Source organism: Streptomyces sp. NPDC023527 (genome assembly GCF_055560115.1).
The window spans coordinates 177,569-193,455 of sequence record NZ_JBVHJJ010000006.1 but is presented as its reverse complement, the minus strand read 5'-3'; the positions used below and the strand labels follow the sequence as shown (position 1 = coordinate 193,455).

General features: G+C 72.1%; 14 protein-coding genes. 13 read left to right on the top strand and 1 reads right to left on the bottom strand.

Going from position 1 to position 15,887, the window contains the following annotated elements:
- Positions 1-23: 23 nt before the first annotated feature.
- A complete protein-coding gene (locus ACZ303_RS14045) occupies positions 24-482 on the bottom strand; it encodes a MarR family winged helix-turn-helix transcriptional regulator (RefSeq protein WP_467338557.1) in 459 nt (152 codons plus the stop codon).
- Between the two features lie 105 nt (positions 483-587).
- Between ACZ303_RS14045 and ACZ303_RS14040 the strand changes: the two genes are divergently transcribed.
- From ACZ303_RS14040 to ACZ303_RS13980, 13 genes are all read left to right on the top strand, one after another.
- Positions 588-917 (top strand): rhodanese-like domain-containing protein, encoded by a 330-nt coding sequence (locus ACZ303_RS14040; RefSeq protein WP_467338555.1) that lies wholly within the window; start codon positions 588-590, stop codon positions 915-917.
- A 41-nt stretch (positions 918-958) separates the two neighbouring features.
- Complete coding sequence (locus ACZ303_RS14035; RefSeq protein ID WP_467338553.1) at positions 959-1,534, top strand: YceI family protein; 576 nt, start codon at positions 959-961, stop codon at positions 1,532-1,534.
- Between the two features lie 959 nt (positions 1,535-2,493).
- Positions 2,494-3,693, top strand: a complete 1,200-nt coding sequence (locus ACZ303_RS14030; protein ID WP_467338551.1) for a pyridoxal phosphate-dependent aminotransferase — start codon at positions 2,494-2,496, stop codon at positions 3,691-3,693.
- Entirely contained in the window at positions 3,683-4,240 is a 558-nt protein-coding gene (locus ACZ303_RS14025; protein ID WP_467338549.1) for a DUF6190 family protein, read from the top strand. Before ACZ303_RS14030 ends, ACZ303_RS14025 begins: the two co-directional genes overlap by 11 nt.
- Positions 4,237-5,088 carry a dihydrodipicolinate synthase family protein gene (locus ACZ303_RS14020; RefSeq protein WP_467338548.1) on the top strand — a complete coding sequence of 284 codons (852 nt, stop codon included), beginning with the start codon at positions 4,237-4,239 and terminating at the stop codon, positions 5,086-5,088. Before ACZ303_RS14025 ends, ACZ303_RS14020 begins: the two co-directional genes overlap by 4 nt.
- Positions 5,085-5,918, top strand: a complete 834-nt coding sequence (locus tag ACZ303_RS14015; protein WP_467338546.1) for an iron-containing redox enzyme family protein — start codon at positions 5,085-5,087, stop codon at positions 5,916-5,918. The genes ACZ303_RS14020 and ACZ303_RS14015 overlap by 4 nt, the downstream gene beginning before the upstream one ends.
- The gene (locus ACZ303_RS14010; RefSeq protein WP_467338544.1) at positions 5,915-6,205 is read left to right on the top strand and encodes a Rieske (2Fe-2S) protein; all 291 of its coding nucleotides are present in this window, start codon (positions 5,915-5,917) and stop codon (positions 6,203-6,205) included. The genes ACZ303_RS14015 and ACZ303_RS14010 overlap by 4 nt, the downstream gene beginning before the upstream one ends.
- The gene (locus ACZ303_RS14005) at positions 6,202-7,284 is read left to right on the top strand and encodes a methyltransferase domain-containing protein (protein WP_467338543.1); all 1,083 of its coding nucleotides are present in this window, start codon (positions 6,202-6,204) and stop codon (positions 7,282-7,284) included. The genes ACZ303_RS14010 and ACZ303_RS14005 overlap by 4 nt, the downstream gene beginning before the upstream one ends.
- A 59-nt stretch (positions 7,285-7,343) precedes the next feature.
- Entirely contained in the window at positions 7,344-11,138 is a 3,795-nt protein-coding gene (locus tag ACZ303_RS14000) for a multicopper oxidase domain-containing protein (protein ID WP_467338541.1), read from the top strand.
- Positions 11,135-11,914: a DsbA family oxidoreductase gene (locus ACZ303_RS13995; RefSeq protein WP_467338539.1), complete on the top strand. Its 780-nt coding sequence runs from the start codon at positions 11,135-11,137 to the stop codon at positions 11,912-11,914. Before ACZ303_RS14000 ends, ACZ303_RS13995 begins: the two co-directional genes overlap by 4 nt.
- 114 nt (positions 11,915-12,028) lie before the next feature.
- Positions 12,029-12,325: a cupin domain-containing protein gene (locus ACZ303_RS13990; protein WP_467338537.1), complete on the top strand. Its 297-nt coding sequence runs from the start codon at positions 12,029-12,031 to the stop codon at positions 12,323-12,325.
- Positions 12,326-12,385: 60 nt separating this feature from the next.
- Positions 12,386-13,942, top strand: coding sequence for a serine/threonine-protein kinase (locus tag ACZ303_RS13985; protein ID WP_467338535.1), 1,557 nt, complete (start codon positions 12,386-12,388; stop codon positions 13,940-13,942).
- A 64-nt stretch (positions 13,943-14,006) separates the two neighbouring features.
- The gene (locus ACZ303_RS13980; RefSeq protein WP_467338533.1) at positions 14,007-15,851 is read left to right on the top strand and encodes a serine/threonine-protein kinase; all 1,845 of its coding nucleotides are present in this window, start codon (positions 14,007-14,009) and stop codon (positions 15,849-15,851) included.
- Positions 15,852-15,887: the final 36 nt, after the last annotated feature.

Below are 15,887 nucleotides of genomic sequence, written 5' to 3'. Positions count from 1 at the left end.
CCAGCGCGTCGCACGCGCCACCCTCAGCCGAAGCCGACCTCGTCGCGGCCGCCCCGCGACACCTTCATCAGGGCCGAGGCGATGACCTCCGCCTCGTCGTCCGTCAGGTGCGTGGAGAAATGCCGTTCGATGCCCCGTAGGTAGATGGGGGCGGTCTCGCGCAGCGCCGTGCGGCCGTCGTCGGTGATGAGGGCCCACACCACGCGCTTGTCCGCCGTGTCCTGCTCCTTGCGGACCAGGCCCGAGCGGGCCATCTCGTCGACCAGGCGGCTGACGCGCGTACGGCTGAGGACGACGCGCTCGGCGAGCTCGTTCATCCGGAGGCCGTCCGCGCCCGAGCCCTTCAGCTCCAGCAGTACGTCGTACCACGTCAGGGGAATCGTGGCGTCCCGCTGCACGTCGCTTTCGATGGCGCGCACGGCGGCGCTGTGGGCGAGCAGCAGCGCCCGCCATGCCCTGAGTCCGCTTCCCCTGTCGTTCACGGGGCAAGTGTAATCGCGCTTGTGTGCGCGCGCACGCACCTGTTAATGTGCTTACGCACGCAATCAAGCGCTGCACCGCGAATCGTGAATCGTGAGGAGTCCGGCATGGCCCGCAACATCACGCGTGACGAGGTCGAGCAGAAGATCAAGGGCGGCTCGGTGTTCGTCGTCGAGGCGCTGCCCGCCTCGTACTACGAGGAGGCGCACCTGCCCGGCGCCAAGAACCTGCCGCACGACGCGGTGGACAAGCTCGCGCCCGGCCTGCTGCCCGACAAGCAGGCCGAGATCATCGTCTACTGCTCCAACGACGACTGCCCGAACTCGGGCATCGCCGCCGACCGGCTCACCGAGCTGGGCTACGCGAACGTCTACAAGTACGCCGCGGGCAAGCAGGACTGGATCGCCGCCGGTCTGCCGACCGAGTCCGGCGCCTGAGCACGGCCCACGGCACCCATCGAGGGGGGGGACAGCGAACCATGAACAAGGAAGCAGCGCCCACGCGTGAGGTGAACGGCGTCCAACTGCCGTCCACCGGCGTCTGGAAGGTCGACCCGGGGCACACCGAAGTGGGCTTCATGGGACGGCACTTCATGCTCACCAAGGTCCGCGGGCGGTTCACGTCCGTGGACGCGACGGTCGAGGTGGGGGAGCGGCCCGAGGACAGCCGCGTCACCGCCGTGATCGACATGTCCAGCGTCGACAGCGGCGACAAGACGCGCGACGACCACCTGCGGTCGGGCGACTTCTTCGACGTCGCCCAGTTCCCGAAGGCCACCTTCACGTCCACCGCGGTGACGTGGCAGGGCACCACGGGGACGATGACGGGCGACCTGACCATCAAGGACGTGACGCGTCCGGTCACCCTGACCGTCGACTACCTCGGCTACGCCCGCGATCCCTGGGACAACGACCGCGCGGTGTTCTCCGCCCGCGGCAAGGTCAACCGCGAGGACTGGGGCCTGACCTGGAACATGGCCCTGGAGGCCGGCGGCATCCTGGTCTCCAAGGAGATCGAGCTGAGCCTGGAGCTCGAAACCATCAGGCAGGCCTGAGGGCGGGGTCGGACCTGGCCCGTACGGACGGCGCAGCACCCTGGGGGGGAGCGCCGTCCCGTACGGGCCGTCGCCGTCCCCTGCGGACGGTTCGCGGTGTGCACGGCGTGGCCACGCGCCGTGCACACCTTCCGTGCGTTCCCGCCGCCGACCGCCACCCACCGACCGACCGCGCCACCCACCGGCCGGCCGACCGGCTCGCCTCCGGCGGACCCCTCCCGTGCCCGGTGGTCTTCCTCATGCGTGCCCCCGCCATACGGTCGGCGCAAGTCCGGCCGAGTCCGCCGCGCCGGCCGCCCCATTCCGCTTTCCAAGGTCCTTCAACTCCCCGCCCTTCCAAGGAAATGCGGGCCGATATTTCGGCCTTGTTTCGCACAGACGGGTGTGCCATAGTCCCGTCAACGGACCTCGGTCCGGGTTACGGGGGAGGAAGCACCTTGTCCGCACGGCCCTTTCGTGTGCACAACAAGGCTGCGGGCGACACAGGGGGAATCACTGTCGCCGGTATGCCGCCGAATTACCGCCACCGGCATATGCAGGAATTTGCCGCCGCAACTTCATCCGCTCGGGGCGCCCCGCCCGGTGGTGAATGCCGTCACGGTATTCACCGGCCGCGTAGCCGCCGGCTCATGACGCGGCACCCCACCATCCGCAGATGACGCCGCGCACCGCCGCCCGTCCACCCCGCGTGGACCCCGGCGGCCCCCGCGGCGCCCACAGCCGCGCCCGTGCGGCCGCAGCCGCGCGTCGGCGCGCGCTCCGGGCTGCCGCGAGCACATCCCGCACGACCCACTCCCGCCGGTAGCCGCGGCCGCCCGGCCGTCTCCACGGCCGCCCCGCGCCGGCGGGTTCCCAGGCAGACACACCAGGCAGACACACCAGGCAGACACACCAGGCGGACCCACCACGCAGAACCGCCACACAGACCCACCACATCGACGTGTGTGACCGGAGGAAGCATGAAACCGCACGGCACCATGGTCAGCCCCGGCAGCGTCCACGGCTCCGGCCTGCTCCCGGACCTTACGCAGCACGAGATACAGGCCCTGCGCACGACCTTCAACCTCGCCGACGCCCATACCCACCAGCGGCAGTCCGTCGCCCAGCGCGGAATCGTCGCTCGTCTGCCCGAGCTGTGGTACGAAGCGGAGAACGGTCTCCAGGCCACCTACGAACAGCGCTTCACCGAGGCGTTCTTCCGCCTCCACGGACAGCACACGGCGCTCGCCAAGAACAAGACCATGCTCTCCTACGCCGCGTCGATATCGACGATGGTCGCCGGTATGTACCTGAAAAAGCAGCGCATGGACGTCACCCTCATCGAGCCGTGCTTCGACAATCTTTATGACGTGCTGCGGAATATGGACGTCCCGCTCTATCCGATCGACGAGTCGGTACTGCACGATCCGGATTCCCTGTACGAGCAGCTCAGGCGCCAGGTGCGCACCGACGCGCTTTTCCTCGTCGACCCGAACAACCCCACCGGGTTCAGCCTGCTGAAACACGGCCGCAGGGGATTCGAGGAGGTCGTCCGTTTCTGCAAGGACCACGACAAGCTGCTGCTCATCGACTTCTGTTTCGCCGCCTTCACGCTCTTCGATCCGGAAGTCGCCCGCTTCGACATGTACGAGCTCCTGGAGAGCTCCGGGGTGCGGTACCTCGCGATCGAGGACACCGGCAAGACGTGGCCCGTGCAGGACGCCAAGTGCGCCTTGATCACCGCGAGCGACGACATCCGCGAGGAGGTCTACAACCTCCACACCAGCGTGCTGCTCAACGTCTCGCCGTTCGTACTGCACATGCTCACCCAGTACATCGAGGACTCCACGCGCGACGAACTCTCCTCCGTGCGCGAGGTGCTGGACGAAAACCGCGACACGGCGCGCAAGGCGCTGGCCGGATCGATTCTGCGGTACGAGGAACCGATCGTGAAGGTCAGCGTGGCCTGGTTCCGGATCGATCACCCCGAGCTGACGGCCACCGAGCTCCAGCGGCTGCTCTCGGCCGAGGACGTGTACGTGTTGCCCGGCCGGTACTTCTTCTGGAGCCAGCCCGGCAAGGGCGAGTCGTACGTGCGCCTGGCCCTCGCCCGCGAGCCGAAGATGTTCACCGAGGCCATGGCCCGCACGCGGGAGGTCCTCGACCGCCATGTCCGGTGAGACCCGCGCCGCGGCCGACCGGGCACAGGCCGCGCCCCACGACCCGCACCCCGCACCCGGCGACGCCTACGCCGACGCCGCGCTGTTCATGGGCATGAACAGCGCGGACGACCGGGTGCGCATCGCCTGCAAGGCGTTCTTCACCGAACGGCTGGGCAGCCGGGTGCGGATGAGCTGGGAACAGGTCGGCCGCTGCGACGACCTGGTCTGGCACTTCCCCCGGGAGCTGCAGGACGCCTACTACCCCTTCATGGACAACCTGCACACCGACATGCGGATCGAGCGCCTGGCCTACGAGCCCGCCGACCTGCGCGCGGGCCTCGACGCGCCCGCCTGGGCCGGCCTGCCCACGCACGAACGGCTGCTGCTGGGCATGGTGCGCGACCGCGGCGGCGTCCTGTACTCGGCCAGCCCCCGCCTGAGCGGCCGGGACGACGTGCCCGTACGGACACCCGAACCGCCCGGCACCGAGCCGCTGTTCCCCGAGCCGCTCGAACGGCTCTACCGCGCCTCCCTGGCCCTGCGACTGCCCACGGAGGCACTGTGAGCGGCTGCGGCCGGACGGACGAGCGTACGGAAGGACGTACGGAGCGCGGGGAACCGTACACGGGCGTCACCGTGGCGCTGGTGACACCGCTGACCGAGGCCGGCGAGGTCGCCGAGGACGACGTCGCCCGGCTGGTCGCGAGCGTGCGGCCGCACGTGGACGCCCTCCTGCCCGCCCTCAGCACCGGTGAGGGCTGGGCCCTGACCGACCGGCAGTGGCGGGCCGTGGTCGCCGCCACCGTCCGAAGTGCCGACGGCCTGCCGGTGCTGGCCGGTATCCAGCGGCCGACGACCGGGGAGACCGTGGCCCGGGCCCGTACGGCCGCCGCCCTGGGGGCCTCGGCCGTCGTCGCTCCCACCCCGTACGGCCCGGACGTCACCCAGGAGGAGATGCACCGGCACTTCGAGACGCTCGGCGCGGAGGGCGGGCTGCCCGTCGTCGTCTACCACGAGCGCGAGATCTCGGGGAACGACCTGCGCCACGACACCCTGCTGCGGATCTGCGCCCTGCCCGCCGTCGTCGCCGTCAAGGACTCCGCGGGCGACCCACGGGCCACCCGCGAGCTCCTCGCGGCCCGCCCCGGCGTGCCCGTGCTCCAGGGGCTGGAGCACCTGGTGCCGGAGACCGGCGAGGTCGCCGGCCACGTCGCGGCGCTGGCCAACGTCGAGCCGGAACTGTGCGCGGCCCTGTTCACCGGGCCCGTCTCCGAGCACGCCGCCGAACTCGCCGCCGCCTGCCTGCGGCACGGCCTGGACCGCCCCGACTGGTACCGCGCGCTCAAGGGCGAGCTGCACCGCCGCGGCGTGCTGACCACCGATCGGACCATCGGGACGGGAGGAGCCCCGTGACCACGCCCACTCCGACAGGCAGCGCCCAGAAGCGGCTGTTCGTCCTCAACCGGTCGGTGCAGGACGCCCGGGTCGTGGCCGCCGTCGAGGAGCTCGAAAGGGACTGGATCGTCGCCCGCGTCGCGGAGCTGACCGCACGTACCCCCGCTCTCACCTCGCGCACGCGGTGGGTCGAGGAGCTCGACGGCCTGCTCGCGAAGGAGCGCGAGGGCTCGGAGACCGCCCGCTACCTGGCGGAGGAGGCGACGCGTGAGCAGTTCCGCGGGGTCGTCCGCGAGTTCGCGCTGGACGGCCTGACCGAGGCGCAGAACTTCTTCCCCGCCATCCCGCGCCTGCCGCTCAAGGCGCAGATGGCGGTCATGCGCGTCCTCATCGACGAGTTCGGCTGCGGCAACCTGCGGCAGGCCCACTCCCGGCTCTACCTCGACCTGCTGACCGAACTCGGCCTGCCCCAGGACCTGGAGAGCTTCCTCGACACCACATCCGACGAGACCTACGCCTTCCTCAACGTCTTCTACTGGCTCACCCAGCGCGCCCCGCACGTGGAGTACTTCCTCGGCGCCCTGGCCTACCTGGAGGCGAGCATCCCGCACGCCTTCCGCACCCAGGCGCGGGCCTGCGAGCGGCTGGGCATCGAGCACGGCCGCTACTACACCGAGCACCTGCACATCGACACCTTCCACATGCGGGAGATGCAGATCGCGATACGCGAGTACGAGACGGAGCGCGGCGTGGACGCCACCCGGCTGTGGGTCGGCGCCCTGCTGCTGTCGGACCTGATCGGCACGGCCTTCGACGCGGCCGTCGAGCGGGTCCGGGAGGCGGCGTGAGCACGCGCGAGGACGCGGTGCTGGAGGAGCTCGCCGACGGGGCGCGGGTGCGCGTCCGCGTCGCCGGGCGGGAGTTCGTGATCGACGCGGCCTGCCCGCACCGGCTGGGCCGGCTCGTCCACGGCCACGTCAACCCCCGCACCCTGCGCATCGTCTGCCCTCTGCACCGCTCCTCCTTCGACCTCGCCACCGGATGCCCCGTCGCGGGACCGGCCACCGAGGCGCTGAGGGTGTACGAAGCCGGGCCGGGCGGGGACGGGACCGAACGGCGGGAGGAGCAAGGATGACGACCACCGCCGCCACCGGCGCACCGGACTACGGGCCCGAACAGGTCTGGCTCCCGGCCTCCGAACAACTCCTGGAGTGGGACGACGACTTCCACTCCCTGATGCTCGGCGACGACCTGCGCATGAACGCCTACCGCGCGGCGGTCACCGAGGCGGTGCGACCCGGTGCGACCGTGCTGGACCTGGGCACCGGCACCGGCATCCTCGCCCGCTGGGCCCTGGAGGCCGGCGCCGCGCGGGTCTACGGCATCGACCTCAACGAGGGCGTGCTCGCGGACGCCGTCGACCAGCTGAAGGCCGCCGGCCACGGCGACCGCTTCCACCCGCTGTGCGGCCTCTCCTTCGACCTCGACCTGCCCGAGCGGGTGGACGTCGTCGTCTCGGAGATCATGGGGAACCTCGCCGACAACGAGAACTTCGCCGTGATCCTCGACGACGCCCGGCGGCGCTTCCTGCGGCCCGGCGGCACCATGCTGCCCCGCCACGTCGAGAGCTACCTCGTCCCCGTCGCCGCCGAAGAGGCCCACGCCCAGCTCACCGGCGACGGGCCGCGGGACGCGGGCGGGCCGGCGGCCTTCGCCGGCCTGCTGCGCCGACGGGGCGCCCGCGGCCCCTTCGACCTCTACTACGACGTGATCGTCCCGCGCCGCCGCCACCTGGCCGCGCCGCGGGTCGTACGGACCTACGACCTCACCACGCCCGGCGGGGCGGGACGGCCCGACTACCGGGTGCCGCTCGTCTACACCGCGCGGCGGGACGGCGTCCTCACCGGGTTCAAGGGCTACTTCGTCGCCACCCTCTCGGACACCGTCGCCCTCGACATCTCCGGCGACGACATCGGTGCCCGCACCACGTCCGACAGCTGGAAGCACTGCTACCTGCCGATCGCCGAGCCCGTGCCGCTGCGCCGCGGCGACCGGGTCGCCGTGGCGTTCAGCCGGTCGCGGCCCGCCGCCGCCACCGGGCCCGGCCACGCCTTCGGCCAGGTCTACCGCTGGGAGGGCGCCGTCGTCTCGGCGGGCACGACGGTGGCGCGCTTCGCGCACGGCACGGACCGCCACACCTCCGCCCTCCCGTAAGCCCTCTCACCGATCCGTACAGAACAGAACAGCGCAGATTCATTCATCGGGGGAAAGAAATGGAAACCGACAGCAACGCCTCGGCCCCGGCCGAGGCCGGATCCACCACGGGTGCGTCCCGCACCCGTACGTACGACGTGGTCGCCCTCAACGTGCCCATCGCCTACAACGCCTTCGGCGACCACGACCGCAACGGCGCCCTGTACGTCCTGGCCCGTGACGCCGAGGAGCTGCGCGCGGTCGCCGCGACGTGGCCCGAGCCGTTCCCGGACTACACGCGCGAACCCGAGCGCGTGCCGGCCCCGCACCCCAAGGCCCGGCCCCTCGTCCTGCGCGTGCGCCGCGGCGAGCGGCTGCGGGTCCGGCTCAGCAACGAACTGCCGCGGCCCGTCGGCATCACGCTCCAGGGCGTGCGCTACGACGCCCGTACGACGGACGGCGCGGCCGTCGGCGCCAACCCGGACAGCAGCGTGCCGCCCGGGGGGACCCGCGCGTACGAGTGGCTGTGCGAACACGAGGGCGTCTTCCACTTCGGCGACATGGCGGACCCGCGCGGCGAGGGCGCGCAGAGCCACGGCCTCGTCGGGGCCGTCGTGGTCGAGGCGCCGGAGGCCACCTGGACCGACCCGGTCACCGGCGCCCCCCTCGCGACGGGGCTGGAGGCCGACATCCACCTGCCGGACCGCAGCTTCCGCGAATACGTCGTCGTCATGATGGAGTACCCGAGCAACGACAACCCCGTCGCGCCCCCGGCCCACGGCTCGCACGGCGGCGACCACGGCCACGACGGGCACAACGCGCACGGGAGCGCGGCCGGCGCGGCCGCCGGCTACGGAAGCGACGATTCCGACACCCTCGACGACCTGACGCCGCCCAACAACGCCATGCTGCCGGTCAACCTGCGCATCGAGCCGATGGAATGGCGGATGTACCAGTACCACAAGATGCTCGCGGACGGGGTCCTCGACCCGGTGCGCGACGCACAGACCGGCGAGGAGATGCACCACAGCTCCTGGCTCTTCGGCGACCCGACCACGCCGGTCTTCCGCGGCTACTCCGGCGACCCGGCCGTCATCCGCCTGGTCCACGGCGGCATGCGGGACACCCACGTCTTCCACACCCACCTCCACCAATGGCGGCTCGACCCGAAGGACGAGAAGTCCCCGATCGTGGACTCCGTCAGCATCAGCCCCCAGGAGGGCATGACGCTGGAGCTCGTCGGCGGGCTCGGCTCCACGCAGGGGGCGGTGGGCGACTCGATCTGGCACTGCCACATGTACGTGCACTTCCACATGGGCATGTGGGGCATGTTCCGCATCTTCGACACCCTCCAGGACGGCTCGGGAAGCTATCCCGACGGCAAGCCCGTCACCGCCCTGCTCCCCCTCCCGCACCGCGCGGCACCCCCGGTGCCCACGCCCGAACGGCCGGGCTTCCCCGCGTTCCTGGCGGACACCGCCACGTACCCGCAGAAGAACCCGCGCCCGCCCCGTACACCCGGCCAGCCCGCCGGCATGGGCCGCGAACCCACCGCGCTGGAGGCCAACGCCTTCTGCGAGGACCCGCAGCCCGGCGAGGCGTTCACCAAGGTCGGGCCGCCCGGCGCGCCGGTGCGCCGCTACCACCTCGTGGCCGCCACCGGCACGCTCTACTACCACGGCGACCCCAAGAAACCGCACAACACCACCTGGCACGACCACCGCGGCATGTTCTACGTCCTCGCCGAGGAACTGGAGGAAGCCGGCGGGCTCGAGGCCTTCCAGCGGCAGCTCGCCCGGGGCGAGCGCACGCTGGAACCGCTCGTCATCCGCGCCCGCAAGGGCGAAGTGCTGGAGATGACGCTCACCAACGCCCTCCCGGCCGGCAAGCAGGAGGCGTCCGCCTTCGACTACGAACTGCCGTTCCAGCCCGAATGCGGCCTGCACACCCACCTCGTGAAGTACGACCCGCTCGTCGCCGACGGCTCGGCCATCGGCTGGAACTACATCTCCGCCACCACCACGGCCGACCACGGAGAGGAGGCGTTCGGCCAGTACAACTCCTGGACGTATCGCTGGTACCTCGACGAGGACTTCGGCACCGTCCTCTTCCACGACCACCTGCTCGCCAACTACCGGCAGCGCCACGGCCTCTTCGGCGCGCTCATCGCCGAGCCCGAGGACGCGACCTGGTTCTCGCCCCACGACCGGAGCGTCCCGCTGCGCCGCGGCACGCAGGCCGTGATCGAACGCGCCGACGGCAGCACCCACCGCGAGGCCGTGCTCGCCATCGGCGACTTCGTCCCGATGGTCCGGCACGCCACCTCCGCGGGCGCGACGGCCGGCGGCCACGACGGCGGGCACCAGGGCGGGCCCATCAACCCGCCGCCCAGTCCGGGAGCCCCCGACGACCAGGGCGTCATGGGCGTCAACTACCGCAGCGAGCCGGTGTCGGAACGCGGCGGCGACCCCGCCGACTGGTTCGCCAGCGACGTGCACGGCGACCCCGGCACCCCACTGGTGCGCGCCTACCCGGGCGAGGACGTACGCCTGCACGTCCTCCAGGGCTCGCACGACCTCCAGCACAGCTTCACGGTCAGCGGCGGCCGCTGGCGCGAGTGGCCCGGCCGCACCGACACCGCCTGGCGCGACCAGCACACCTTCGGCATCTCCAACGTCGCCGAGCTGCGGCTCGACCCCACGGCCGGCCCCGGCGACCACCTGTGGGCCTTCGGCGCGAGCAACGACCTGTGGCTGGGCTGCTGGGGACTGCTGCGCCTGCACGACCGCCCGCAGCACGACCTGCCCGCCCTGCCCGGCGCCGCCCCCGGCCGTGACCCGCTGCCGCCCCGGCGCGCCCCGCGCCGCTACACCGTGCGGGCACGCTCCCGCGTCATCGCCTACAGCGACCGGCGCACCGACCCCTACGGGCTGGTCTACACCGTCGACGGTGCCCCCGACGACGGCGGCCCTCTCGTGCTGCGCTGCCGCGCGGGGGAGTGGGTCGAGGTCACGCTCGTCAACGAGCTGGACGGCCCGCCGCCGGCCAGCCCGCTCGACCCCGCCCTGATGAACGAGGAGGATCCGGGCGCCCGCACCGTCTCCGGCCGGGTCTCCCTCCACCCCACCCTGCTGCGCTACGACGTCCGCCACCACGACGGCGCCCACGTCGGCCGCAACGAGGACGGCACCGTAAAGCCCGGCGGAGCCCGTACCTACCGCTGGTACGCCGACGAGCCCGGCGTCGTCCTGCTGCGCGACCAGGCGGACGTCATCAGCCACATGCGGCGCGGCCTGGTCGGCGCCCTGGTCGTCGAGGAGGCCGACGCCACCCCCTACGACCCGGCCACCGGACGCGAACGCTGGTCCGGCGAGCAGGCGGTGGTGCGCCGGCCCCACGCCGAACCGGTCCGGGAACTCGTCCTCGTCACCCAGGACGGGCTGCGGCTCTACCACGACGGCGACCTCACCCAGCCGGTCACCGACCTGTTCTCCGACAGCCCCGACGACGCCGGCCAGAAGGCCTACAACTACCGCACCGCCGCCCTGCACCCCCTCGCCCCCGGCCTCGACGACCCCGAGCCGCCCACCCCGCTGCTGCGGTGCCGGCCCGGCGACCGGGTGGCCATCCACCTGGCGGTCGGCGCGTCACGCATGCGCAACCAGTGCTTCACGGTGCACGGGCAGGTGTGGGACGCTTCCGAGACCGGTCGGGGGACGTACGTATCGACCATCGGCGCCCTCGCCACGGGCAGCACGCGCACCATCCGTTTCCGGGCCCAGTACCCCGGCGACTACGCCTACCGCACCGGCAACCTCCACTGGGGGGTCAGTGAGGGCTGGTGGGGTCTGATCCGCGTATCGGAGACACCATGAGCGCCGCACGGAACGACCGGCACGACGGGGGCACGGACGATCCGCGCCTCCCGGACAGTGACGACACGATCGTCGTCTTCACCGACCTGAACTGCTCCTTCGCGCACGTCGCGGTCCACCGCCTGCACGAGACCCGGCGCCGCCTCGGCCTGGAGGGCCGGGTGTGGTTCGACTTCCGGGCCTTCCCGCTGGAGTTGTTCAACCGCGAGGTCAACGCCCGGCCCGGCGTCGACTCCGAGACAGCCGTGCTGGGCGCCGTCGAGCCCGACGCCGGCTGGCGCATGTGGCAGGGCCCGGACTGGACGTACCCCGTCACCACGCTCCCCGCGCTGGAGGCCGTGCACGCGGCCAAGGCGCAGGGCTGGCACGCCAGTGAACAGCTCGACCGGGCCCTGCGCCGCGCCTTCTGGGCCGAGGGCCGGTGCATCTCGCTGCGCCACGTCATCCTCGACGTGGCGCGGCGCACCGGCGTGGTCGACGTGGACCGGCTGGCCACGGCCCTCGACACCGGCTCCGCCCGCGCGGCCGTCATGGCCCAGTACGAGGCGGCGCGCGACGGCCGGGTCACCTGCAGCCCGCACCTCTTCCTGCGGGACGGCACCGACAGCGCCAATCCCGGGATCGGGGCGCACTGGATCGGCGGTGACTTCGGCGTCGGGTACCCGTGCATCGACGAGGACCGGCCGCAGGTCTACGAGGAACTCCTCACGCACGCGGCGAAGCTGGCCGGATCCGGTGCCGGAGCCGACTCCGGCGGTCCGGTGCGGGGCGCCTGACCGTCCTTCCCGTCGTGACCGTCCCGGCATCCACGTGGGTGCCGGGGCAGTCACGACGAACCTTTGCCCAACGGTCAGCCACCTCCGCACCTCACCCCACTACCGTCTCGACGCATGGAAACGATCAACGTCGCGCACCTGGCGCGAGACATCCCCCAGGCATGGACCTCCCGCGTGCTGGGTGAGGCCGGTGGGGCTCGGGTGAAGGTGCTGTGGATGGGTGGAACGGGATTGGAGGAAGAGGTTCATGAGGATGCCGAGGCGCTGTTCGTCATCGAGGGACGGCTCGAACTCGACCTGGTCGGCGCCCATATAGCCCTAGGAGCGGGCGAGTTGTGCCTCGTACCACCGCACACGCCGCACGCCGTGCGGCCCGGCAGCCACGGCGTGCTGCTCATCGTCGAGCGGTAGTTCGGCGAAGCGTCCGGTACGGGCGCGGTGGGGCGGGGGGAGGTGGGGAAAGATGGGCGTATGGGGACCTTCGCTGCGCACGATGGTCTGATCGCCGGACGCTACCGCCTCAGCGCGAGGATCGCTCGCGGCGGTATGGGCACCGTATGGCGTGCCACGGATGAGTTGCTGGCCAGAGAGGTCGCGGTCAAGGAGCTGCACCTGGACGGGGGCGCCCTCGCCGGGCCCGCCGCGCACGCGCAGATCGACCGCACGCTGCGCGAGGCCCGCGCGGCGGCGCTGATCAGCCACCCGAACGTGGTCGTCCTGCACGACATAGTGGTACAGGACGGACGGCCTTGGATCGTCATGGAGCTCGTCGAGGGCCGCGCCCTGTCCGACGTGCTGGTGGCGGAAGGGCCGGTCGGCGTCCGGGAGGCGGCCCGCATCGGCGTGGCGCTGCTCGGCGCGGTACGCGCCGCGCACGCGCGCGGCGTCCTGCACCGGGACATCAAGCCCGCCAACGTCCTGCTGGAGGCCGGCACCGGGCGCGTCGTGCTGACGGACTTCGGGATCGCCCAGGTGTCGGGGACCACGACCATCACCGAGGCGGGCGCCTTCGTCGGCTCGCCCGAGTACACCGCGCCCGAGCGGATCTCCGGCATGGAGACGGGCCCGGCCTCCGATCTGTGGTCCGTGGGGGTGCTGTTGTGTGTGGCGCTCAGCGGCGAGTCGCCCTTTCGCCGTGACTCCCTCGGCGGAGTCCTCCAGGCCGTCGTGCACGACGAGATCCGGCCACCGGCGGACGCGGGGCCGCTGCTGCCGGTCGTCCAGGGCCTGCTCGAACGCAACCCCAGGCTCAGGATGAGCGCGACGGAGGCGGAACGGCTCCTGAGCCCGTACGTCGACGGGGGCGGCGCCGCGCCGGGTGGCTCGGCGGGCGAGACCACGCAGCGCGCCTCACCGCCCGCGTACGGGCAGCACGGTCATCACCCGGGACGCGCCCGTACCGCCCTCATGGCGGCCGTCGCGGTGGTGACCCTGGCCGGCATGGGCGCCGGCGTCGCCGCACTGCTGGCCGGCCGGGACAGCGCCGGGGCGGGTGGCGTGCCGACGCGGGCGGCCAGCGGGCCCGTGGTCTGGTCCCCGTCCGTCCCTGAGCCGCCCGCCACCGCGAGCGTCAAGGCGCCGCCCGGCTATCAGGCGGTGCGCGACCCCGCCGGATTCGCCCTCGCCGTCCCCGACGGCTTCACCCGCTCCCTCGAACCGCCGCGCGTCTACTACTACTCACCCGACAAGGAGTTCCGCCTCGGCGTCCTCATCCAGGATCCGCAGGAGGAGGGGCCCATGGGCACGCTGCGCGCCGCCACCGCGCAGGCGCCGGAGCGCTATCCGGGCTACCGCTCGGCCGGTCTCGGACAGACCACCCAGCGCGGACACCGCGCCGCCACCTGGGAGTTCACCTGGGACGATCCCGCCATCGGACCCGTCCGCACGTATGACATCTGCTGGGACGAAGGAGGCAAGATGTATGACCTGTGGGTGTCCGGCCCGTCCGCGCGGGCCGCCGAGGCGCGGCGGTACGCGGACGTCGCGCTCGACACATTCGTCCGTGTCAGGCCCGTTTCCAGTCCCTGAGCCGGCCGCGCACCGCCTCGTATCAGCGTGCGGGCCGGGCGCCGCCATCAGTAATGATGGGGTCATGACGAACGACGGGGGATGGGCGAACGAGCCCACCAGCTACGATCTCCAGCCGCCGGCGCCTGTACCCGCCCGGAGCGCCGTGCCCGCGGCGCCGCCCCAGGGCGCGGTGGCCCCACAGGGCTCGGCGGCATCGCACGGCTCAGCCGCACCGTACGGCTCGGCCGCGCCGCAGAGCCCCGCCGGGCCTCATCAACCGCCGGCGTACACCCAAGCCCCGGCACACCCGCAGAGCGCAGCCGCGCCTCAGGGGCCGGCCGCACCGCACAGCCCAGCCGCACCACAGGCCACCGTCTACGCCCCGCCCACCCCGACCCCGGCCGCCGACCCCGGCGTCGGCCGACTGGTGGGCGGCCGATACCGCCTCGTGTCGCGCCTGGGCCACGGCGGCATGGGCACCGTCTGGAAGGCGCGCGACGAGGTCGTCGACCGCGATGTGGCCGTGAAGGAACCCCGCGTCCCCGACCACCTGCCGGAGTACCAGCGGCAGAACGTCTACCAGCGCATGCAGCGCGAGGCGCGCGCCGCCGCCCGCATCGACCACCCCTCGGTCGTGACCGTCCACGATGTGGTGGTCGAGGAGGGCCGCCCGTGGATCGTCATGGAGCTGGTGCGCGGGCGCTCGCTCGGCGACCTGCTCGCAGAGGGCACCCTCGACCCGCGCGAGGCCGCCCGGATCGGCCTCGCCGTCCTGGGCGCGCTGTCCGCCGCGCACGAGGCGGGCGTCCTGCACCGCGACGTGAAGCCGGACAACGTCCTGCTCGGACCCAACGAGCGCGTCGTGCTCACCGACTTCGGCATAGCCCAGATCGAGGGCGAGCAGGGCCTGACGGAGACGGGCGCCTTCGTCGGCTCACCGGAATACGTGGCTCCGGAGCGGGTCCTGGGCCAGCGGCCCGGCCCGGAGTCGGACCTGTGGTCGCTCGGCGTCGTGCTCTACGCGGCCGTGGAGGGCGTCTCCCCCTTCCGCCGCTCCAACACCCCCGCCACGCTCCAGTCCATCCTGTCCACCGAGCCCCAGATGCCGGCCCGTGGCTCGGGCGAGCTGAGCACGATCGTCATGGGGCTGCTCCGCAAGGACCCCGCCTCCCGCCCGACGGGGGCCCAGGTCCGGCAGGTGCTGGACGCCGTGGCCCGGCCGGTGGCCCCGCGGCCGTCGGCGTACACCGCGCCGCGCGCGCAGGCCACCGGCAGCAAGTGGGTGCCGCCGGTCCTCCAGGGCAACCGCAAGCTCCAGTGGGGACTCGGCGGCGGAGCGGTGGTCGTGGCCGCCGCCGTGGTGCTGCTGGTCATCAACCCCTTCGCCGTCGGGCCGGCCGTCCCGCTGAACTGGAAGGTTGTGAACGAGCCCGAGATTGCCAAGGCCTCTGTCACGGTCCCCCAGGACTACCCGAAGAAGCTCAAGGCCGAAGACGGACTGGTCGAGTTCGACGACCCCAGCGGTGTCTTCCACATCAGCCTGGACCGGGACACCCTGGAGCAGCGCCGCAAGTCGGTGGTGGACAAGGAGCCGAAGGACATCGGCTCGGCCGACGTCGAGGCCCAGAGGATCGCCGATCACCTCAAGAGCGGCAGGGCGCTCTCGGTCAACGACGCCAAGTCGACCACGGCCAAGGCCGCTCCCCACCAGGGCATGGACGCGGCGGAGGTCGTCACCGTCTACCGGGAGTCCGGGGACAGCGAGGACGCCCCCAGGAGCGCCCTGCGCACCCAGGTCATCGTCAACGACGCGAAGACCGCCTCCTGGACGCTCCAGGTGACCATGCCCGCCAAGGGCGAGGGCCGCAAGAACGGCGACAAGCTCTTCGAGAACGTCCTCAAGTACCTCAAAATCCAGAACCAGTGAGGCGCGTGGGTGCCCGGCGAAAAGTAGTTACTGCCG

Bases quoted from the DNA above. Each gene is read 5' to 3' on its own strand.
- ACZ303_RS14040 (WP_467338555.1), top strand. From the start codon at position 588: ATGGCCCGCAACATCACGCGTGACGAGGTCGAGCAGAAGATCAAGGGC.
- ACZ303_RS14035 (WP_467338553.1), top strand. From the start codon at position 959: ATGAACAAGGAAGCAGCGCCCACGCGTGAGGTGAACGGCGTCCAACTG.
- ACZ303_RS14030 (WP_467338551.1), top strand. From the start codon at position 2,494: ATGAAACCGCACGGCACCATGGTCAGCCCCGGCAGCGTCCACGGCTCC.
- ACZ303_RS14025 (WP_467338549.1), top strand. From the start codon at position 3,683: ATGTCCGGTGAGACCCGCGCCGCGGCCGACCGGGCACAGGCCGCGCCC.
- ACZ303_RS14005 (WP_467338543.1), top strand. From the start codon at position 6,202: ATGACGACCACCGCCGCCACCGGCGCACCGGACTACGGGCCCGAACAG.
- ACZ303_RS14000 (WP_467338541.1), top strand. From the start codon at position 7,344: ATGGAAACCGACAGCAACGCCTCGGCCCCGGCCGAGGCCGGATCCACC.
- ACZ303_RS13995 (WP_467338539.1), top strand. From the start codon at position 11,135: ATGAGCGCCGCACGGAACGACCGGCACGACGGGGGCACGGACGATCCG.
- ACZ303_RS13990 (WP_467338537.1), top strand. From the start codon at position 12,029: ATGGAAACGATCAACGTCGCGCACCTGGCGCGAGACATCCCCCAGGCA.
- ACZ303_RS13985 (WP_467338535.1), top strand. From the start codon at position 12,386: ATGGGGACCTTCGCTGCGCACGATGGTCTGATCGCCGGACGCTACCGC.
- ACZ303_RS13980 (WP_467338533.1), top strand. From the start codon at position 14,007: ATGACGAACGACGGGGGATGGGCGAACGAGCCCACCAGCTACGATCTC.